Origin of the sequence: Mycobacterium sp. ST-F2 (assembly GCF_001905655.1) — a bacterium.
Classification (GTDB): Bacteria; Actinomycetota; Actinomycetes; order Mycobacteriales; family Mycobacteriaceae; genus Mycobacterium.
Window position 1 is genome coordinate 1 of the sequence record NZ_JMHT01000043.1, and the last position, 20,578, is coordinate 20,578.

At 65.5% G+C, this 20,578-nt stretch carries 15 protein-coding genes and 2 pseudogenes; 5 read left to right on the top strand and 12 right to left on the bottom strand.

Features of this window, described 5'->3' with window-relative positions; genetic code table 11:
* The coding region (locus EB75_RS16800) for an RDD family protein (RefSeq protein ID WP_286150224.1) at window positions 1-396 on the top strand (396 nt) is incomplete at its 5' end.
* Window positions 397-400: 4 nt separating this feature from the next.
* Here EB75_RS16800 and EB75_RS16805 read toward each other — a convergent pair.
* The 5 genes and pseudogenes from EB75_RS16805 to EB75_RS16825 form a co-directional block, all read right to left on the bottom strand.
* Window positions 401-715, bottom strand: a pseudogene (locus tag EB75_RS16805) (carboxylesterase); the annotation flags it as partial.
* Window positions 716-784: 69 nt separating this feature from the next.
* Complete coding sequence (locus EB75_RS16810; RefSeq protein ID WP_016343794.1) at window positions 785-1,264, bottom strand: hypothetical protein; 480 nt, start codon at window positions 1,262-1,264, stop codon at window positions 785-787.
* A 571-nt stretch (window positions 1,265-1,835) separates the two neighbouring features.
* Window positions 1,836-3,737 carry a thiamine pyrophosphate-binding protein gene (locus tag EB75_RS16815; protein WP_142239657.1) on the bottom strand — a complete coding sequence of 634 codons (1,902 nt, stop codon included), beginning with the start codon at window positions 3,735-3,737 and terminating at the stop codon, window positions 1,836-1,838.
* A 38-nt stretch (window positions 3,738-3,775) separates the two neighbouring features.
* Window positions 3,776-4,789, bottom strand: coding sequence for a DUF4331 family protein (locus tag EB75_RS16820; protein ID WP_016343796.1), 1,014 nt, complete (start codon window positions 4,787-4,789; stop codon window positions 3,776-3,778).
* 174 nt (window positions 4,790-4,963) lie between these two features.
* The gene (locus EB75_RS16825) at window positions 4,964-5,599 is read right to left on the bottom strand and encodes a TetR/AcrR family transcriptional regulator (protein ID WP_073696497.1); all 636 of its coding nucleotides are present in this window, start codon (window positions 5,597-5,599) and stop codon (window positions 4,964-4,966) included.
* 278 nt (window positions 5,600-5,877) lie between these two features.
* Between EB75_RS16825 and EB75_RS16830 the strand changes: the two genes are divergently transcribed.
* From EB75_RS16830 to EB75_RS16840, 3 genes and pseudogenes are all read left to right on the top strand, one after another.
* Window positions 5,878-6,594: a flavodoxin family protein gene (locus EB75_RS16830; RefSeq protein WP_016343798.1), complete on the top strand. Its 717-nt coding sequence runs from the start codon at window positions 5,878-5,880 to the stop codon at window positions 6,592-6,594.
* A gap of 115 nt (window positions 6,595-6,709) precedes the next feature.
* A pseudogene (locus EB75_RS29990) lies at window positions 6,710-6,772 on the top strand (hypothetical protein); the annotation flags it as partial.
* 76 nt (window positions 6,773-6,848) lie between these two features.
* The gene (locus EB75_RS16840; RefSeq protein WP_051223685.1) at window positions 6,849-8,468 is read left to right on the top strand and encodes a cation:proton antiporter domain-containing protein; all 1,620 of its coding nucleotides are present in this window, start codon (window positions 6,849-6,851) and stop codon (window positions 8,466-8,468) included.
* Between the two features lie 759 nt (window positions 8,469-9,227).
* Here the strand turns inward: EB75_RS16840 and EB75_RS16845 are convergent.
* The 6 genes from EB75_RS16845 to EB75_RS30305 all read right to left on the bottom strand — a co-directional run bounded on the left by EB75_RS16845 (window position 9,228) and on the right by EB75_RS30305 (window position 17,962).
* Complete coding sequence (locus EB75_RS16845) at window positions 9,228-9,668, bottom strand: cupin domain-containing protein (protein ID WP_230021893.1); 441 nt, start codon at window positions 9,666-9,668, stop codon at window positions 9,228-9,230.
* Window positions 9,669-9,766: 98 nt separating this feature from the next.
* Window positions 9,767-9,940: a hypothetical protein gene (locus EB75_RS29335; protein WP_158022925.1), complete on the bottom strand. Its 174-nt coding sequence runs from the start codon at window positions 9,938-9,940 to the stop codon at window positions 9,767-9,769.
* A gap of 857 nt (window positions 9,941-10,797) precedes the next feature.
* Entirely contained in the window at window positions 10,798-11,196 is a 399-nt protein-coding gene (locus tag EB75_RS16850) for a hypothetical protein (protein WP_016343801.1), read from the bottom strand.
* Window positions 11,189-13,324 (bottom strand): site-specific integrase, encoded by a 2,136-nt coding sequence (locus EB75_RS29720; protein ID WP_073696499.1) that lies wholly within the window; start codon window positions 13,322-13,324, stop codon window positions 11,189-11,191. The genes EB75_RS16850 and EB75_RS29720 overlap by 8 nt, the downstream gene beginning before the upstream one ends.
* A 16-nt stretch (window positions 13,325-13,340) precedes the next feature.
* A complete protein-coding gene (locus EB75_RS16860) occupies window positions 13,341-15,173 on the bottom strand; it encodes a hypothetical protein (RefSeq protein WP_073696500.1) in 1,833 nt (610 codons plus the stop codon).
* Window positions 15,170-17,962: a carboxylesterase family protein gene (locus EB75_RS30305; protein WP_502689379.1), complete on the bottom strand. Its 2,793-nt coding sequence runs from the start codon at window positions 17,960-17,962 to the stop codon at window positions 15,170-15,172. The genes EB75_RS16860 and EB75_RS30305 overlap by 4 nt, the downstream gene beginning before the upstream one ends.
* 79 nt (window positions 17,963-18,041) lie before the next feature.
* On the opposite strand from EB75_RS30305, the gene EB75_RS16870 reads away from it, so the two are divergent.
* The gene (locus tag EB75_RS16870) at window positions 18,042-18,740 is read left to right on the top strand and encodes a hypothetical protein (protein ID WP_073696501.1); all 699 of its coding nucleotides are present in this window, start codon (window positions 18,042-18,044) and stop codon (window positions 18,738-18,740) included.
* On the opposite strand, the gene fadD11 is transcribed toward EB75_RS16870, so the two are convergent.
* Window positions 18,707-20,518 (bottom strand): fatty acid--CoA ligase FadD11, encoded by a 1,812-nt coding sequence (fadD11, locus tag EB75_RS16875; RefSeq protein ID WP_073696502.1) that lies wholly within the window; start codon window positions 20,516-20,518, stop codon window positions 18,707-18,709. The genes EB75_RS16870 and fadD11 overlap by 34 nt on opposite strands.
* Window positions 20,519-20,578: the final 60 nt, after the last annotated feature.

Genomic DNA, 20,578 nt, shown 5'->3' on the forward strand with positions numbered 1-20,578 from the left:
GATCAGACCTTCGACATTCAGATCATCCTCGGGAAGGTGCGCCCTTTCCTACGCCGCCTCGCCGAGGCTCATCCACAGGTTCTGATCATTGCTCCTGGAGAGCCCTCCGGGCTCGGCATGTTCCTCTACTTCGTGCTGTTCGAGGTGTTGGCCGGTGCGACGCCCGGCAAGATGCTGCTGGGCCTCAGCGTGCGTGGCCCGCACGGCATGCCGAAGCCCGATTTCAAGCAGTCGGCCATCCGGAACTCGTTCACCCTGCTGACCATCATCCCGTGGGTCGGCGGGCTACTCGCGGTCATCGCGTACATCTTCATCGCCGTCACCATCAGCTCCAGCCCGTGCAAGCAGGGCCGGCACGACGAACTCGCCGGCGGCACTCAGGTGGTCAAGAAGTAGCCCCTCAGCCGTGAACCAGTGAAAAGCCTTCCCAGGCCTGACGCTGCGCGGAGCGGGGATCATGTTCGACCCGCGTCTTGCGGTCGAACACCAGCACGGCGCGGTCGTCGGCGTCGTACTGTGGCCACCCCTCGCCGGGGACACCGGTCCGGGCGAAGGCCCGCCACCGGTTCTGGACGTCGTTGCTGATCCGCAGCGCCGACTTGCGGTCCATAGCGGCCGTGAGCAAGGAGCCCAACGGCGTCCGGTACACGTCGAAGACCGCGAGCAGTTCGGTCGCGTGCGTGGCGCCCAGGCCCGTCCAGTGCAGCGCCGGCGGATCTCTAGCCGGTTCACCGCTGTTGTACCTACTCGTTTCCGATGTCTCGCTGTAGACATTCGAGAGTGATCAGATCCACTCTCGATCAGGCGTGATCGGTGCTGCGAATAGTTCACCGATGGGCGCGGTCACGGCGTTCGTGCTGGGTTCCACCCATACCGCCTGACCGTCGATGATGCGTGGAGCCAGGACGTGTTGACCGGCGATGGGCCATTGCACGAACTCTTGACCGTTCAACTGTTCCTGCACGTCGTCGGCCAGCCACACCAGCGCCTGCGCCGCGGAAGTCTCCAGTCGATAGCTCTGACAGCGCTGATAGCCGCCAACGTCGGCGTCATCATTCGCCTCGAACCCCACGGCTATCCATTCACCATCAGAGACCAGAAAGCACCATCCCACCTTGGTGGAGCTGACGAGCCGGCCGTGCTGACGGCAATCGAGGTCGTGCGTCACTGCGCGAGCAGCGGTGGCCCACGCGGCAGGAAGATCAGCGGGTGGGTCCTCGCCGACGGCGAAGCGCCAACACCGATCCGGAGCATCCCACGGCATGTCTCCACAGTCGCATGCCCTAGCTGTCGACGTCGACCGCTCTGATCAGCTCCTGGCCTTATCGCGCACTAGTCTCGTCTCCAGCGATTCGAGGTCGATCAGTTCCCGTCTCAGATCTTCAACCAATCTCGATGAGATCGACGGGGTTGGCGTCCTCTCGCGGAATGCGGCCGAGTACCGGCTGCAGGTGGGGATCGGTAACGTGTCCATCGATGTACACATGGCCGCCGCCGCGCCGAGCGAGCGTCTCGAACAGGGATGCAAGGGCGCAGGCGACGAGTTCTTCCCCTCGAGATGGCCTGCAACGTCGTCAACGCCAAACACGCCGCGCCAGATGCGGTTTCATGGCCCGCGATGTGCACCAAAATCGGGTTGGCGACCAGTTCGTCGTCGGTGAACACCTCGCTCTCGTCGACGGCAGTCACCATCTGGGTCAGCAGATCCTCCGACGGATGCCCGCCGCTTGACGCCGCCGCCGCCGTCCAAAGGATTGTTCGATTGGCGCGCTCGGCAAGATGGTGCGGTCGGTATGAATGCGACCGTTACCGGAGACGGAGAGGTTGATGACCGTTCAGACGAGTTCGGGGTCGCAGTGCAGGTGTAGCAGTGCGGGGCCGTCGGATGCGAACAGTTCGCGCATGCCGCGGTCGACGTCTGCTGGGTTGCGCGCCGTGATGCCGGTCGCGCCGCAGCTGCGTGCGTAGTCGGCGAAGTCCGGGTTGACAAGGGAGGTCTGCCACACCGGAAGTTGTCCTGCGAGTTGTTCTTTGGTGATCTTGCCGAGTGAGGCATTGTCGAGCAGGACGTGTTTGATGGGGATGTTGTACTTGACCGCGGTGGTCAACTCCGCGAGGTACTGTCCGAAGCCGCCGTCGCCGGTGACCGCGACGATCGGGCGGCTGGGGTCGGCGGCCCAGGCGCCCATCGCGGCGGGATATCCGAAGCCGATCGACCCGAGGTATCCACTCATCAGCACCGGCTGACCGGCGCTTTCGAAGTAACGGCCGAACGAGTAGGCGTGGTTGCCCACGTCGACACTGATGACCGCGTCGTCGGGACAGTGTTCGGCCAGCGCGGCGAACACCTTGGCCGAGCCGATGCCCCGCCCGTGATCATCGCTGAGGCGTCGTTGCTTCTCGGCCCGCCAGATCGCCCAGCGGGCCGCGACGTCGCCGCGCTGATCGTGGGCTGCGACGTCGGTGAGCAGCGGGGTCAGAGCGCGGATCGATGACGCGGCGTCGCCGAGCAGTCCGACCCGGATCGCGTCGAATCGGCCGATCGAGGTGGCGGTGTCATCGATTTGGACGATCGGCTTGTAGGCAGCGATACCGGTGTGGTTGGAGAAGGACGCTCCGATGACGATCAGCAAGTCTGATTCGTTCATCAGCCAGGACGCGACCGGGGTTCCCGACCGCCCGAGCACCCCGGCGCCCAGCGGATGGGAGTCGGGCACCAGGCCTTTGGCTCGAAAGGTGGTCAGCACGGGCGCACCGAGTCGTTCGGCGAGATCGATGACGGCCGATTGGGCGTGGCGGGCACCTTGGCCGACGATGAGCACGGGGCGGCTCGCGGCACCGACGAGGTCGGCCCCGGCGCGGACCGCGTCCGGGTCGGGGGCGCCGCGCACCCGGCTGGTCCGCCCGACAGGCAGGACCGGTGCCACGGACGACGGCTGGTCCTGCACTTCATCGGGCAGGATCAGGTGCGCCACGCCGCGTCGGTCGAGTGCGTGTTTGACTGCTTCGGCGGCCAACTCCGCATGATCGGATCCTGATTCGATGGTGACGCTGGAGATCGCGACGTCACCGAACACGGTGGCGAGGTCGAGGTCTTGGAAGGCGCCCTTGCCGCGGACGTCGGAGGGCACCTGCCCGGAGATCGCGACGACTGGGGCGCTGTCGAGTCGAGCGTCGTAGAGGCCGGTGAGCATGTTCGTCGAGCCGGGACCGGCGATGGCGAAGCACACTGCGGGACGCCCGGTCAGCTTCCCGTAGGCGCTGGCAGCGAAGGAGGCGGCGCCTTCGTGCCGGATGCCGATGTAGCGCAGTTGCCCGCGGGCCTCGGCACGCCGGATTGCTTCAGCGAAGCCGAGATTGGAGTGTCCCACCATCCCGAACACTGTGTCGATGCCCCAGGCGAGGAGGGTCTCGACCATCGCATCCGATACCGAACGGGCCCGTTCGACCAGGTCGGGAAGCGCTACCCAACTCTGCCCGTCATCCTCTACGACGGTGAACGATTGGGGTGCGTCGCTGAAGTGGCCCGGTGGCGTGCCGGTGATCGGGTCGTAGTCGTAGCCGTGCCAGGGACAGCGCAACAGGCCGTTCTCGATGGAACCTTCGCCCAGCGGGCCACCCTGATGCGGACAGTGATTGGCCAGGGCGCCGAGCTTTCCGCCGCAGCGGGTCACGGCGATGCTGCGTCCGTCGACGATCGCGGTGAGCACACGGCCGTCGTCTGGCAGGTCGGTCACCGGATGCCACCGGGTTCCCGGTGGTGCAGGTGGGATGCTCACACCGTCACCGGGGTAGTGAAGTACGGGAACTCCGGGCGGATCTTCTCCGGGTCGGGGGCGATCCCGGTGCCCAGTGGGGAGTTGGTCAGCACGGACAGCACGTTGTCCATGACGTTGTCGGCCAGCGCGCGTCCGTTGACTCCGGTGTAGTCGAACGAGGCGGGCGTTCCGATCGTGTAGGGCAAGGTCATCGGCCCGAGCAGGTCGGCGACGCGCCGGGCGTAGGCGGCCGGGTCGGGTGCCGTGCCGGCGAGGGTGACGTATCGGGTGACGGTGTCGATGGTGGCTGCGACGAACGGCGCGTTGTCGCCCGATGGCGCTGTGCGATTGAACGATTCGCGTAAGTCGTCGTCGTTGAGATATAGGTGGGTGAATAGCGGGAGGCCCCAGCGCGCCACCTGTTGCTCGGGGGCGTGACCGTGCAGGGACACCGTGGCCCAGGCCTGGACCATGGCGTCGGCGCCGATCAGGGCGTTGGGCACTTCGACGACGATGGCCGCCACGGTGCGACCGGCGAAGAAGTTGACGTGGTTGTCGAAGGCCTCGGGGTTGTAGGTGCCGGCCAGGTAGGCGTCCTTGAATGCGGTGACGGCGGCGGCGTCGCCGCCGAACGCATCGTTGACGACCCCGGCGAATATGCGTACACCGTTCTCTCCGTGCACAGTTGCGCCCGTCGTCCCCGACACGACTACCCGGCCGCCGTCACCAGTGGCGGCGTCGGCACCGTCGGCCAGGCGCAGTTCGAAGGTCTGCGCGTGCCCGTCGGCGGTGTGGCCGACGTCCCCGAACCGGACCTTGAAGGAAACGTCCTCATGGGTGTCGCCATCGGTGTCGAAGCGAAACACGTACAGGGCCTCGTCGCGGAACGGTGCGGCGGTGTCGATCGCGGCGGTCGGGTTGACGGTCATCGCCATCACGGTGGTGCCGGGGGCGCCGTCGAACAGGTAGAAGTCACAGATGTTCAGGCGGGGGTCTTCTCGTGCCGTCGGGGTGTCGAAGTGGTGGGACATGTCGCAACCTCCTTGGGGTGCCGGACGCCGGTATCGCCATTAAGGGAAGCGGGGGTGATGCACCGAGGTGAACCGGCGTGGTGGCGGTCAGTCTGGCCGCCCTTAAACTGGTCTGTCAAGACCAGTTCTGCGATTATCGCCCGATACCGCCACGAAGGATTCGTCGAGCGCTGCTCAGCGGGGTTGCTGATAGGACCGGACGTGGCCGATTGCCATGTCGAGGGCCATCTTCATCGGCGTCGAGTCGTGCGCGGTCTGGGCCAGCAGGTAGCCGCCCTGGACGGCGGCCATCACCGACGTGGCCATCGTGGGTGCGTCGATGTCGTCGCATAGTTCACCGTTGTCGCGCATGCGTTCGAAGGCATCGGCTAGGAGCCGCTCCCAGTCACGGAAGTGTTCGGCCAGCGCGACGCGCGCGTTTTCGTCGGTGTCGGAGAGCTCGGCAGCCAGTGAGCCCAGTTCGCAGCCCCAGGAACCGCGCCGTAACGAGTTGCGTTGCAGGAGCGCATCGCGCCACAGTTCCAGACCGCGGAACGAGTCGAGGTTTTCCAGCCGTGAGCGCTGCTTGGCCAGGATTTCCCGGGCGCGAAATTCGATCACGCTACGGACCAGATCACCCTTGTCGGCGAAGTGTGCTCGGAACTGGGACTTGCTGGTGCCGCTCGCGATGAGGATCTCGTCCAGCGTGGTGGCGGTGACGCCCTTGAGGTACATCAGTTCGGCGGCGGCGCTGACGATCCTGGCCCGGGTTGCGGCGCCTCGCGCGGTCAATCGGCGGCCGGGCCGGGGAGGAGTCTTCGACCACCACATGTCGACCCTACGTCACCTGCGTGTTTGGTAGATACCTGGTCCTTGAAGACCGGTTGCGGCGACGTAGGGCGATCGTTTCGAGGGTCACATCGCGGGTGCCCGTTCGCATCCCACCGCTTCGTTCAAGCTCCTGGCGCTGCATTACGCGCCAGCTGCGCCGAGACCCGCCGATTTGCAGCGGATGCACAGGAAATAAATGGTCCATAGCGACCAGTTTCTGTCAGAATGGGCGCGCCGGTGAGCCGCATGCCCGCTGGTCGACAACGAAGGAGAACTGCGTGACCCAGCCACTCGACGACTTCACCGATCTGAAGGCACTGTTCATCAATTGCACGTTGAAGCGGTCCCCCGAGGTCAGCAACACCCAGGCACTCGTCGACGTCAGTGCAGCGATCATGGAAAAGCACGGCGTCGCCGTCGAGGTGGTGCGCGCCATCGACCACGACATCGCCACCGGGGTGTGGCCGGACATGCGCGAGCACGGCGCGGCGAGCGACGACTGGCCGGCGATCTTCGAGAAGGTGCTGGCCGCCGACATCCTGGTCTTGGCCGGCCCGATCTGGCTGGGCGACAACAGTTCAGTGATGAAGCGGGTGCACGAACGCCTCTACGGAGGGTCGCATCTGCTCAACGAGGCAGGACAGTACCTCTATTACGGGCGGGTCGGAGGATGCTTAATCACCGGCAACGAGGACGGCATCAAACATTGTGCGCAAAACGTGCTCTACACCTTGCAGCACATCGGGTACACGATCTCCCCGCAGGCCGACGCCGGCTGGATCGGCGAGGCCGGGCCCGGACCGTCCTATCTGGACCCTGGCTCCGGTGGTCCGCAGAACGACTTCACCAACCGCAACACCACCTTCATGACCTGGAACCTGATGCACCTGGCCCGCATGCTGCACGCCGCTGGCGGCATCCCGGCCTACGGCAACATCCGGTCCGGATGGGACGCGGGCTGCCGCTACGATTTCGAAAACCCCGAATACCGCTGAGCCCGGGCCATCTCATCGCCGTGCCGGTACCTGAAGACGAAGCCCAGCGGGTGGCGTCACTTCGCGCGGGGGACCAGATGGCGTCGAGCATCTGGTGAACCAACACACCCCCGTGATGCTGCGAGTGGCGCGTCAATACGTGGCAAGCCACGAGATCGCCGAGGACGTCGTCCAGGAAACGTGGCTAGCGGTATACCGGGGTACGAGCGGGTTCGAAGGCCGATCCTCGCTGCGGACCTTGGATTTTCGCCATCATGGTCACCATCGCGAAGACCCGTGGAGTCCGGGAACGCCGCGATCGCGACAGGACGATCGCGGCGTACCGCGGTGGCATGGGGTGGGTACGTATGGCCGACGACGAATGGCCGACCCGCAGCGGGGCCGTGACCCCCTGCCCGCAGACCCCCGAAGGGGCGACCTTGGCCGGCGAACTCTTGGCGGTCATCCGCTGCGAGATTGTTGCGCTACTCGACCTTCAGCGCGCCGTGATCACGTTGCGCGCGGTGCTCGACGTCGGCTACCGCGACGTGTGCGACCGTTTGGGACTGAGCACGGTCTTACCAACGGGTATTGCTTCACCACGGCCGCAGGGGAGTGCGCCGAGAGCTCCGCGGCTATGCGACGGGCGACCGGTGAGAGTCGGTTCCTCGGCGTCGGGGTGTGGGACTGACATGACGAAGGACCTGGTGATCGTGCTCGCGGTTGCCGCGGTGATCCCGTTGCTGCTGGGGCTGATGCCCCGGATTGCGATACCCGGTGCATTCGTGGAGATCATCGCCGGTGTCGTCATCGGGCCCACGGTCCTGGGCTGGGTGCACCCCGATGACGTGATCCGCGCGCTGTCGGTGCTCGGGTTGTCGTTCCTGCTTTTCCTGGGGGGTTTCGAGGTCGACGTGCGGTGCTTTCGCGGGCGCACCGGTCACCACGTGCTGCTCACACTCGCCGGGTCCCTCGTGTTGGCAGCCGGTGTCGGCGCCACGTTGGCTGTGGCCGGTGTGCGGGGCGGATTGTTGGTGGCGATCTCCCTGCTCGCGACATGGTCGGGCCCAGTCGTGGCGACGCTCACCCGCGCGGGCCTGCGGGAACGGCGGGTCGGCGAGTTGACCGTGGCGTGCGCCTCGGGCGGCGCAATGGCGGCGGTGGTGACGCTGTCGGTTGGCGTGGCCGGTGCGCACACTCCGTTGGCGGGCCGGTTGCTGCCGCTGGGTCTGCTGCTGGTGCTGCTGGGGGTCATCGGTGGAGTCGTCTGGGGCGCGGAACACGTTGGCAGGGTCGAGGCCCTCGTCGACCAATTGTCCGACACCAGCGCGCAGATCCGGATCCGGTTGACGGTACTGCTGGTCGCCGGTGTAGCTCTCGCAGCGTTCGGGCTGGGCTTCGAAGCCGTCCTGGGGGCGTTTCTGGCCGGCGTCCTCGTACGCACCCTGGACCCCGAACCCGAGGTGTCTCACCCGCACTACCCGATCAAGTTGGAAGCCGTCGGCTTCGGCTTGCTCATTCCGGTGTTCTTCATCAACAGCGGCGTCACCGTCGACGTCAAAGGTCTGCTCGAGGACCCGCGGGCGCTCGTCGGCGTGCCCCTTCTGATCATCGCGTTGCTCGTCGTGCGAGGCCTGCCGATCGTGTCGCTGCGACGCGACCTGCCGGGACGGAACCTGCCTGCGGTCGCTCTCCTGCAGGCAACGTCACTGCCGTTCCTCCTGACCGTCGCGCAGGTCGGAATACGCATGGGGTTGATCGACCGCACCACGGCCGCGGCGCTGATCGCCGCCGGAATCGTCTCCGTTCTCCTCTTCCCGCCACTTGCGCTGCAGCTGCTCAAGCCGGTAGGGGATCCGCCTGACGGGGGATCCGCCGCGGCGATCGACGAATAGCCGTCGCGGCAGCTACTAGCGGTGTCACGGCGGAAGGACGCTAAACACGTCACCGGCTCGGCCATATCTCCGCGAGTGAGGACTACACGCGAAGTCTGTCTAGTCAACATGGTGGCGAGTGACATTGTCGCTAAAAGGGGTCCGGCTTCAAAGTTGTTGAGTGCGACAAAACGGGCTCGGACGTCGTGCGTGCTCGCTCGGATCACTCAGGGTGGTGAGGCCGCCGCCATTTTGGTGCGGATTCTGCAAACCCGCAGCTAGGGGCATCGGCTCAAGCAATTCATCGAGATCGAGGGGGCAATAGTGGCGTTCGCGGCCTTGCTCGGTCACGATTCGCTACGCGGCTCTGAAATCACCTGGGGACAGGGAAATTTGTCCCTATTGGATATAGGTGAGATCGAGATCTGTCGAATTATCGTTGCGCGCAGTGAAATTGGCGAGGACTCCGTCGCTGTCGATACACCCGAGGGGCGGTCGGCATGACGACAGGGGAGCGTCTGCGGCCCAGATCAGGCATGAGTCGAATCCGACTCAATGAGTGATCTCTGGTGGGCGCCGATGCCGCGGGACAAGCCATGACGTCATACCGGCGGGCGGCACGACAGCGGGGGCACTCATTGACGCCGGGATCGTCTCGGTCCTGCTGCCCCCTTCGCGCAACGGTTTCACGCGCGATCACCCAGCACGGGCCACTCAAAACGCCGACACTGCAAAAGAATCCGGGCGATTGGTGAGCATGCATTCATCTCAGTAGTCAGATCACTCGAAGGGGCAGCCCGGGTTGGGTGCGCTGTCAGTGGTCGGTGCTCCTGCGGAGTCGACGTAGGTGATGTCTAGTACCGCCGGCACGTTGCCAAGATTGCGAACGGTGTGGACGTGGTCGGGGCCCGCCGGGTCAGTGATGGGATCTCCCGCCGAGTGCACGCCATCCTGCGTGCAGTCGACGATGAAGTGGTTTACCGTGCCAGCTTTGACGACTCCGTAGAGTTCGCCTTCGTTGGTGTGCCAGCCAGTGCTCCCGCCGGGTGCAATGGTTAGTTCGCTAACGATGTAGTCCATGCCGTCGATGGTCTGCTTCGCCAGTGTGACGGCACTCGCGCCGACGGGCGGAGTGGCGAGCGCCGTTGCAGGCGAGAGCAAAGTAGCGAATGGCGAAGCGACGATCATGGCGGCAAGCCCCCCGTACATCAATCGTCTCACGGCTGTCATCTTGAAAGTGCGCACCGAATTAAGCGGTCTTGATGGGTGGTACACGCATACTCCGTTCGACGTGACGATGGATGATCTCATCTGTCAGATCAGGTCCGGTCGCAGTGCTTGGTGCCGTCGTGTAAGTGCCGGGCCTGCGAATCGGTACCCATGGCGACGGCGAGGTCGGCCCGATTGCGACCAGTGATTGATTTGCGCCGCATCCGCGCGTAGTAGGGGTTGACCAAAGACCGCTGCCAGACCCGGGAGTTGTTCCTGGCCATCTTCGTTCTCGACCTCAGGGGTCGGGACGTCAATCAAATGGCGGATGCGGAACTTCGAGGGCATACCGTCTGGGCGGTCCGCGCCAGTGCTGAAGCGGAACACTGGGAAGGCTTTGTCGGGGAACGGCGGCGCAGTGTCAAGAGTGGCGGCGGCGTTGACGGTTATCGTCATCGCCGCCGTCTGGCGCCAAAGAACTAGAAGTTGCAGCGCTTCAGCCCCGATCTTCACCCGCGGTCGTGCTATCGAAGTGGTCGGCCACACCGAGCAACCCCCTTGCACCGTCGAGCGGTAATCCGGTCGGATCGGAAAATTAGTGTGTCTCCGCCCAACTGGTCTGTCAAGACCAGATTGAGGCAGGGTGACGGGACCATGAGCAGCGGTCCCCCGGGTGGCGGGCGCGACGCCCGAACCAACGTAAACGCCCGTCGTCGGCGGCCTCGAACAAGCTCCTCGCCGCCTGCATGTTTATGCGGCGACCGAAGCGATTTATATCCGGGGTTCAGCAGGGAGCGCTGGATCATGGACAATGGCCACAATTCATCAGATGGCGTGAAATCGATTGCGGCCAAGTCGATTAGACCGCCAAGGCGGAGGTCTGATACCTCACGTCGCGGCGCGACACAGGGTCGTCGCGGCCAGGTCGAAGCAGCATCTAGCGACGGACTTTGGGTGTACATCACTGATGCTGTAAAACCTACTTTGACAAGCTTCCGCGACACGCCGAGGTGTTATCAAAGCAGCCCGGCGTTTCTTGTCAATCTTCGCTGCATCTCGAACCTAGGGCAGACCCTTGGTGCGGCGCCTCGCATCGCTCTAGCATCCGCTCTCCTCCGCAATACTCCGCAGACGATGAGGGTCACTCCGGTGCGTCTCGTTCTTGAACGGCTGCCAACCGCGGCGGCGCAGTCCCGTTCGAAAGAGCGGTGTGCAGCTCATGGATGATTCGGGCGTAGGCGGTGACCTGAGCGCGAAGTTGCGTGTTCTGCGCTCTGAGTTCCTGGTTGTCCTCTTGCGCTTCTCGGGCTTGCTGTTCGAGATTGGAGTACGCCGCTGGGATCGGACCGGAAGCTTCTACGCAACTTCGGAATTCGTCGGCGAGGTCGGTGTGTTTGTGGGTCAGCACCCAGCGTTTGACGTCGGCTTCGACGGCCAGCTGCACAACGGAGAGGGCCCCGGTGGAGCGCTTCGGGGTGCCATCGAGCAGACGTTGCATGGCCGCGGTAATCGCGGCCCGCTCGGCATCAGCGTCAGTCATCCGAATTGGGCTCCCCGTCGTCGTGCCTGTCGATGAGAGCGCGGAGCCGTTCCAGTTCGTGTCGGTACCGGATGATGCGCGGTTCGGGCGCCATGGGGTCATCGGCGATCTCGGCGAGCTGCTTGGCTTGCTCACGTAGGACTTCTACGTCGCGGTCAGTGCGGGCGATGTTGGGGCAGTGGGCGCGGCAGTCCGACAGGTCGGGGGTGCGGCGGGCGTCGGTGTCGTCGCGACTGACCCGACAGGCCGCCCGGTTCCGGTCGAACACGCAGGTCATTCCTGCGCCGGGATAGATCTGCAGATCCGGGTTGGAGAACAGGGCCCGCGCTTCGCGTCGCGTGGTGAGAACGTGGCCCGCGAATCGCTGAGCGTCTTCGACCCGATAGCGGTACTGGTCCGCTGCTGGTCCGGATACGTGTTCTCCGGCGGTGAGGTGTTCGTGGGAGTCGGCGAGCATGTCCAGTCGTGCGAGGAGTTCCTCGAAGGCGAGGTCGTCGGGAAACCCGGACGCGTAGGTACCGGCGTATCCGACCGTCATCTGGACTTTGACGTGGCCGTACTGGATCGCTGCGGCGATGATGCCGCGGGGTTTGCGCGCGATGAACCACGCCAGAGTGCGTCGGAATTGTCTCGGTTGAATCGACGGGTGCTGGGCGTCGACGGGGATGGTATCGGCGCGCCCGGTTCGGGCGCAGTAGTCGTTGACCCAGTCGCGGAACGCGTTCAGGTCGTTGGACATTTTCTGCGTGCCACGTGCTCGGCCGTCGCGGAAGCGTGCGCCGGTCTCGGTGCGGGCGCCGAGCCGATTGGGGAACAGTAGCTGCTCGTCGTGCAGGTTCTCCAGAGCTGTGACCGCGGCCGCGACGGGCTCAGCGACTACCCACGGGTCGCGACGGATTTCGCCCTCCGGCAGCAGTTCGCCGGCATCGTCGCGGACGCCCTTCCAGTGTCTGCCCGTCATCAGCAGTAGGCCGCTGTCGGGATCGCGGTGCAGGCAACCGCGTTCCAGTGAGAGCACCTCGCCGGGGCGCATCCCGGAAAGGTAGGCGATCACGATGAAACACGCCGCCATCAGATGGCGCGCTAGTGGACGTGTTTCGCTCTCATCGATCGGGTCATCGCGCCAGCGTTGGCCGTCGATGAGTCCGCTGGGAACGAGCAGCAGAGGGGCCCCTTCCCGGATGGGAAGCCCACAGCCACGCAGAACCGCCTGGCTTGCCGGCGTCTGGAGGCTTCTGACGTCCGCGTCCATAAGGCGTGCGAGAAAGCCGTAGTGGTAGTCCATTTCGCCAGTCGTGGCTGACCGCCTGCCGGGAAGCGGAATGTTCAAACGACTGAATGCGCGAATGAGTCCGTGCAGATCGTTGGCGGCGTCGCCGATTTCGCGACGATAGCGTCCTGCGCGCCCCTGTCCTGGCCGTGTGCGGTCGGCGAGTCGTTGGTCTTCGCGTATTGCGGCAGTGATGTCGGCCGCTAGGTCTTCGATGAAACGCAACGCCCAACCCAACAAAGCGTTCATGACAGGCGGTGAGATTCTCGGGGTGGTGAGTTCCGCAGACCGGCGGCCTTCCAAGAGGTGGTGGAGGCGGTCACCGTGCCACGGCGGTGCTTCGGGCAGCCGGTCGTCCGTGTCGAGCAACGACCGGTAGGCCCAGAGTTTGATGACCGCTGTTAGCCTGTCCTGCTGCAGGTCTCGGGTTAGACCGCTGTCCTTCACCGTTGCCAAATACTCATCGAGGTCGTCCAGCGACACCTCGGCGAAGCGGACGATTCCTCTGGCGGTCAGCCACTCGGCAAAGGCCTTCATCTGGCGGAACTCGGTGACGATGCTGAGGATGGCTGGGCGCGGAGGAGACACGCGCGTTACCGTGACCTCGGGTCCGTCGTAGTTGATCATCAGCCAGCACACGTGCTTGAGCACGCCACGGAACGCGGCAGGCGCCTTTACGAAGGGGATGCCGCAGGCTCCGAGCTGCGGAGCGAACATTGCCGCCCCTAGCTCCCAGCGGTCGTCGCGAAAACGTGACACCGCGGCGGCGTTTGGGCGCAGTGGCCGATTGCTCAGCACGACGGAGTCGGACGAGGGAATCCATTGCTGCCCCTCGCTACTGACTGCTGCGGTCGTCATTGAACCTCCGATGTCTTCATTGCACGTCCAGCGACCGGCTGAGGAACCGCTCGACGAGGTCTTGCTGTTCCGGGCCGATGTGCGCTCTGGCGTCGTCGACGGCGATGGTGGGATACCGGTGCATGATGTCTGTCAGCTGCGCGACGGGACCTGCGAATCGCTGTGCCCACTGCAGCGGCGTCATCTCGTTGGCCTTGTCGTGCAGGCGGTCGTGCACCGCGACGATGACCGGTAGGTGTGCCGGGGTGGCTCGCGCGCATGGGCAGGACAGGCACATCAGAAACGACGCGGCACATGGCTGACCGGGCGCGGCGTGGGGTCCGCCACGGAAGTCGGTGCAGCCACCCAAGACGGTGTCCAGACTGCCGGCAATCAGGTCGGTCAGAACCGTTGGCGCCAAGTCGACCTCGGCGGCGACCACCTCGGATTCCCTCGCGGCGCGATCGGCCTGCTCGATGGTGATGGTCCTCATGTGCACCTGCTCGCGGGCCGTGGTGACCTGTTCCTCCAAGGTGTCCGCGACCACTTTCTGATACTCGGCAAGGTTGCCGCGGTTACGGGCGAGATAGTCGTTGGCGAGAGTCTGCTCGGTGTGTGCGACCGGTCGTTCATGCACCTGCAGCCACGTCATCCGCAACCTGCGAGTATCGATCGACAACACGCCGGCCTCGCCATCGCTAGTGCTGGGTGCATCGGCAACTACTTGTTGGGATCGTGCCCACCTGCTCACCGCTGTTTCGCGCAACTCCGGCCGAAATGCCAGTCCCTGCTTGATGCCCAAGTATCCGAACAGCAGCTCGCTTCCCGAGCGCGCTCTCACGGGTGCCGTAAGTTCGCGCACAAGTTCATATACGCCGAACGCGGAGGACACGTCGGTGCGGCCGTCCGCCTGACCGCCGACGTCGGTAAGCGCGACATTCATGTGTGCCCGGTTTCGGCCGCGGCGTGGCTTGAGCATGTCCACCAGGGCGGTCTTCGTGCCACCGCTATCGCCGTCTGGTCGGTGCGCCTCGGCGGGCAGACTGAGCACCGGCGACAGATTGTGGCCCGTCAGGCATACCAGCAGCACCGCAGCCGCCGACACGTCCCACACCGTCGGGTAGAGCTGCCCAAAGAGGACGGCGCTTCCGCCGTGCTGCGCTACTCGTTTGACATTTCTCCCGCTCGGATACCGCGGTATCTGATCGTGCCGATCGATGTGATCCAGGAGGGCGCCGTGCTCCCATCGGTGGGGATCGTCGGTGCGGTCGACGTCCCCGGCGCGCCACTCGACCAGTAGCGCACGGCCTCGACGGACACGCTGAACTGCCTCTCGCACGTCCGATTTCGCCACCGCGGTGATGCGCTTGAACTCGTCCGGTGTGTAGCTCGGGAGCTTTACGGATCGCTCTGGAGCCCGTGTGCGTGCGGCCCGCGCGAAGAACTCTCCGGGAATGTCCTCGCATCCTCGCGAGAGTGTCCGCATCGCCCCGTAGAACGACTTTCGTGTTCCCGGCGATAAGGTGAGCACCCATCCGTCCCAATGCGCGCCGCGCAGTCCGTTCGGGGCGTCCGGCGGGTGATCCAACGACCCAAGGTAGGCGGCGAATGACCGCACAGCGCTCATCAGCGACCGCGCCGAGCGTTCCGTCCGGTAGGAACCACTGGGACCGGTCGCCAACGCAAATCGTTCCAGGAACCAACGCCGCATCACATCCGAGACCGGTAGCGCCGCGAAATCGAATTCGACCGCAGACCTGCCGTGCTCGGGGAACACGGTGAGCCGCAACGGATGGTCGCCGCGGTCATCGAAGCGCGCCGGTAATCGATACGCCATCGGGGGCAATGCGGCGCGACGTCCACTGCTCACGATTGCGACCCGGACGCCAGTGGGTCCGTGGTTACCAGGGGGTGCGTGGCGAACATCTCCGCCAACAGGCCCTGCATCGCCGCGCCGTGCGCATGCTCGATCAGCAATTCGACGTCGAGATCCCGGAACGGTTCCAGATAGACGTTCATGGTGGTCGCCACACTCCGGTGTCCCAACAGGGTCATAACGAAGTACCAGGTGTCGCCGAACTGTGCGCGAAAATCGCGCATCTCCTCTGCGTTGAGGTGTGCGAAGCGCTTCTCGTACAACAGGCGGCCCACCGAAAACCACCGCAACGCAAAGGAATGCCGCAGCATGTGCGCGGTAGCTGCCAATCCGATCAGACTCGCACGGGTCACGCGCTTGTTCGCCGCGACGAACGTGTGCTGCCAGCCATGCGGCGCTCGCGGCATGCCGTCCTCGTTGAGCCATAATGCTACCGGTTCGAGTCCTGACTTGGACTCTCGGAAGATGCGGAGCCTCGCTCGCGGATCGAGGACGTCTAGGGAGACCGATGACAGTTGGCCCTGCATATCGCGCAGCTGGACCCGCCGACCACCAAGTTGTCGCTGCAGAATCTTTCTGTCGGCTACCCGTTCGTACCGCCCGGCGGCTTGCGCCCTGCGGACCGCTGCGGCACGCTCACCCTCGCCGTAGGCCAGCGCGGCGCTCAACACCGGCCGCGGCATCCAGTACTTGCGGCGCACACCGCCTTTCGCGCACGCGGCTGCCAACTGTGCGGTCATGAACCCGCGGCTGGGATCGTCGTACGGCAACTCGATCTGCAACAGGCTGGCCCATTCGGTCAACCGCAGACCCGTTCCGTAAAGGCCGTCGACAAAGCTGCAGTCACGTTGCGGGCAATGGCCTCGCCACGATCGGGCTTCCCGCCCGGACAGATCCAGTCCTCGTAAACCGACGTCCCGCCATCGGGCGTACCCGCCAGGATCGAGCCACTTCACGTCGCGGTCGCGTCCCGTCCGAGGCGCGGCGCGATACGCATCGACCGGTGGCTGGTCCGGACCGACGCGAACCGAGATCCGCTCCACCGGATTCTCGACGTGGTAACGGCTCTCGGCCCATTCATAGAATGCGCTGATCGCCACCAATCCAGACCGGACCGTGCCGCCGGCAACCCTGCGGGGATTCTTCTCATCGCTCATCCGCCAGAACTTGAACGTGTCGACGTGGTCAGCAGTCGCATCCGCCCAGCAACAGCTCACCAAATCCAGAAACCCGAGCCAAGTCGCCAATCCGAGCGCGTACTTGCGGCGGGTTCCTTCGGTGACACCGCGCATTCGAACCGACGCGAAGAACGCATTGACCTCCGTTGCGTACGCCCCGTCCGAACGCAACAGGAACGGCTGACCAGCGCGATTGCCGTTACGATGTGCGACTTCGGCTATCGACGGCAACCCGGCCAGGAGCGGATCGAACTGGAGGCCGTCCCACTCCGCCTTGGGATCACACCAAAAGACCTGCCACCGCGTCTCTGCCGCCACGGCCGCACCATATGCCCGCGGTAAGACAGCCGCCGAGGTAACTCGCGGATCGAATGCAACAACAACAGTCAAATGGCTAGAGACCGAAGGCGCGTAGTCGTACCGGTAGGCGTAGGTGGGCGCGTGCCGCATGTGCGCGCTCGCGATCTCCCATGAAGCCGTGCCGAAGGCGAAGTCACCGCCGAGCTTGATACAGGCGTCGGCCGACTGCGGATAACCCGGATAGGCCGCGGTGATCCGGGCCCGCTGCTCGGCGGGGACGTGCGCCAGGATGCGTTCGATCATGGCTTCGTTGGTGGGCAGCAGCTGCATGAACTTGGTGAACAACCGTCCCTCGTCGGCATTGCTGCCCACGATCAACGGCACCTGATGCGCGCGTCCCTCGCGCATCGCGACGACGGGGTCCTCCGGCAGGAATTCGGTACCCGCCGCCGGGCCTGCCGGGAAAGCTCCCGGCATGTCGACGACGGCGCCGTGGATCACCCGGTCCAGTGCGGCCATCAGCTCGGCCGGCCTGGCCGTCATCAGTGCGGCGGCACCATCGCCCCGGCCGGCGCCCAATTCTTCGGCGAACTGCTTGGCGAAGCGTGCGGCAGCGTCGGGTGAACGCACCATGCCGCTGGCCGGGCTTTCCGCAATCGCCTGGTGGAAAAGGCCTTTCGCCTGCGGTACCGCCAGTAGGGTGGCCACGGCATGCGCCCCGGCGCTCTCCCCGAAGATGGTCACGCTGCCCGGATCGCCGCCGAACACCGCGATGTTGGTCCGCACCCACTTCAGCGCAGCCACCAGGTCACGCAGGAACAGGTTGTCGTCGAGGGGGTGTTCGGCGGTCGCCAGGGTGGACACGTCGAAACAGCCCAACGCGCCGAGCCGGTAGTTCGCGGAGACGAAGATGCAGCCGCGGCGGGCCAGCGCGGCCCCGTCGTAGATCGGGGTGGCCGAACTGCCCAGGATGCAACCGCCACCGTGGATGAAGAACATCACCGGCAGCGGCTCGCCGGTGTAATGCTCGGGAGTCACCACATTGAGGGTCAGACAGTCTTCACCCGTCGGCTGGTACTTGCCGACGCTCAGCATCGTGAACTTGCGCTCCTGCGGCGCGCAGTACGTGAATCCATGGCAGTACCGCACGCCCCGCCAGGGCTGCACCGGCTGCGGTGCCCGGTAGCGCCACTGCCCCATCGGCGGACGGGCGTAGGGCACAGAACGCCAGCGGTGCACGCCGTCGCGGGTGAAGCCCTCGATGGTGCCGCTGTCGATCGTCACGCGGACGGTACGTTCGTGCATGAATGGACAGTATCGAAAATCTGTAATCCACGGGGTGCCTGGACCGCGTGTTGCGGCACTGCCGGTTACCCTGGCGGGCATGCGACTTCCGGTGATCATCGCGGCATGTGCCCTGGTTGCGGGTTGTTCCGCCACGTCAGACCAGCACGGGCGTCCCGGTGTGGCGATCTCCGAGCCGTCCCTGTCGGCCGCGGCCCCGTCGAGCCGGCCGCCGGTTTCGACACCGAAAGCCGCCCCCACCACGGCACCACCGGCAGGTGCGCCCGTCGCGGACGTCATCGCCTGGGTGGAGTCCGGTACCCCGGCCGACCCGGCCGGGTTCCATTCGGCAACCCGCGAGGGCACTGCCACCGATCTCGGCGGGGACATCGCCTTCACGACGTCCGCGGGCACGAACTGCATGACCGACAAGGCCTCAGGCGGCGCGCTGGCGTGCCTGACGCACCCGACCTCTCCGCTGCCCCAACCCGCGGACACCTACGGCCACTGGGTCGCCGGCTGGGTCGATTTCGAGGGGCCCACCGCGGAAGTCGGTTCCGTACACGGAGATCCGGGACGATTCACCAAGGGCAGCGGCCCCAAGCTCAAAGACGGGCAGAGCCTGCGGTTCGGCGACTACCACTGCCGGGCCGACGCCACCGGGCCCGTGTGCGTGAACTACGCACGCCGCAGCGCGGTCCGATTCAGCGACGCCGGAATCCAGACCTTCGGTTGCCTGACACCCGTGACCCCGGCGCCCGAGGGCTACGGCTTGAAGTTCGCCTGCACCACTGCCTGACCGGGTTCCGGCGCGTAGAGGGCGTCGATCTGCGCCGCGTATTTCTCGGCTATCGGGCGCCGTTTGAGCTTCATGGTCAACGTGATCTCGTCTCCCCCGGGCTCCCAGAACGTCGGTAGCACCGAAAACCGTTTTATCTGCTCGACGCGCGACAACTCCGTATTGCCCTGTGCCACACCGGCGGCGATCTGCGCGAGCAGTTCGGGATCCGAGGCCAGCGCCTCAGGTGACGCGTCGGCCAGCCCGCGCTGCGCGGCATACGGGCCCGCGGACTCGGCGTCGAGGACTATCAGCGCCGTGTTGTACGGCCGAGCATCGCCGATGGCCATGACCACGCCGATCAGTGGGCAGGCGGCCTTGATGGATTTCTCGATGTTGGCCGGTGACATGTTCTTTCCGGCCGCGTTGATGATCAGTTCCTTCTTGCGGTCGACGATGGTCAGGTAGCCCTCGTCGTCCAGGCTGCCGACATCACCGGTGTGCAACCACCCGTCGGCGTCGATGGTCTCGGCGGTCTTGGCCGGTTCCTTGCGGTAACCCTTCATGACGAGCGGCCCGCGCACCAGGATTTCACCGTCGTCGGCGATCTTGCATTCCAGACCGGACAGGAACGTGCCGACGGTACCCAGTTTCGCGTCGCGCGGATGACTCACCGTCGCAACGCAACTCAGCTCCGACATGCCCCACAGCTCGGTCATCGGGATCCCCAGCCCGACGAAGAATCCGAGGGTCTGCGTCGGGATGGGCGCCGCACCCGACACCGCCCACCGCACCTGGTCCAGGCCCAGCCGTTCGCGCAGTTTGGACAGCACCAGTTCGTCGGCTCGGGCCCATTCGGCGGCCACGTCGGCGGGCACCGGTTGGTGGGCCAGCAGGGCGGCGGCCTTCTTGGCGCCGACCGACAGCGCCCACTGCAGCGCCGCCCGCTTCATCTCATCCGGTTCGTTCGCGACCGCGAATTCGACTGCGGCCTTGAGCTTTTCCCATACCCGCGGCACCCCGCCCCAGACTGTCGGCCGCACCTCGGGCAGCGCGGCGGCGACCGCGCGGACGTCGGCGACCGCGGTGAGTTGGGTGCCGAACACCTCCTGGAAGTACAGCCCGGTCAGGCGATCCGCGATGTGCGCCGTCGGGAGATAGGACGTGCCGCGGTCACCGAACCGGATGCCCAGGACGTCGTCGACCGCAGACGACTCGAACAGGATGTTGGCGTGCGTCATCTCCACGCCCTTCGGCTTGCCGGTTGTGCCCGAGGTGTAGATGAGCGTGACGACGTCGCCGGGCTGCACCGCACGCCAGGTTGACTCGAAGTCGAAGTCCGCGGGCGCGGCGGCCAGCAGTTCGTCGACGCTGATGGCCCCCTCGGCGGCACCGTCGATGGCGACGATGTGGTCGATAGCCGCACCACTGGCCCGGATGCGTTGGACGTATTGCGCCTCGCACATCACGACTTTGGTGCCGGCATTGCCGAAGACATGCGCCAGATCCGCCGCCGGCAGCGTGTTGTACACCGAGAACGAGGTGGCGCCGACGTGCTGCGCGCCGACCTCCAGCGGATAGAACTCCACCCGGTTGCTCATCATCAGCGACACGGTGTCGCCGCGGGTCACCCCGAGTCCACTCAACCCCGCGGCGACTGCACGCACCTGAGCCGCGTACTGGGCCCACGTCAGGCTCCGGCCGCCGCCGGCGGTGCGCAACGCGACGGCATCCGGATCGCGCGTCGCGGTCCGTTGGAAGGCTTCACACAGAGTGGTCGGACGCTGCGCTGCGGACATGGGAGCCTCCTCGTTCGGCCCCACGATCGAAGCACAGCCGAGCGCACCTCGCGATGGTTC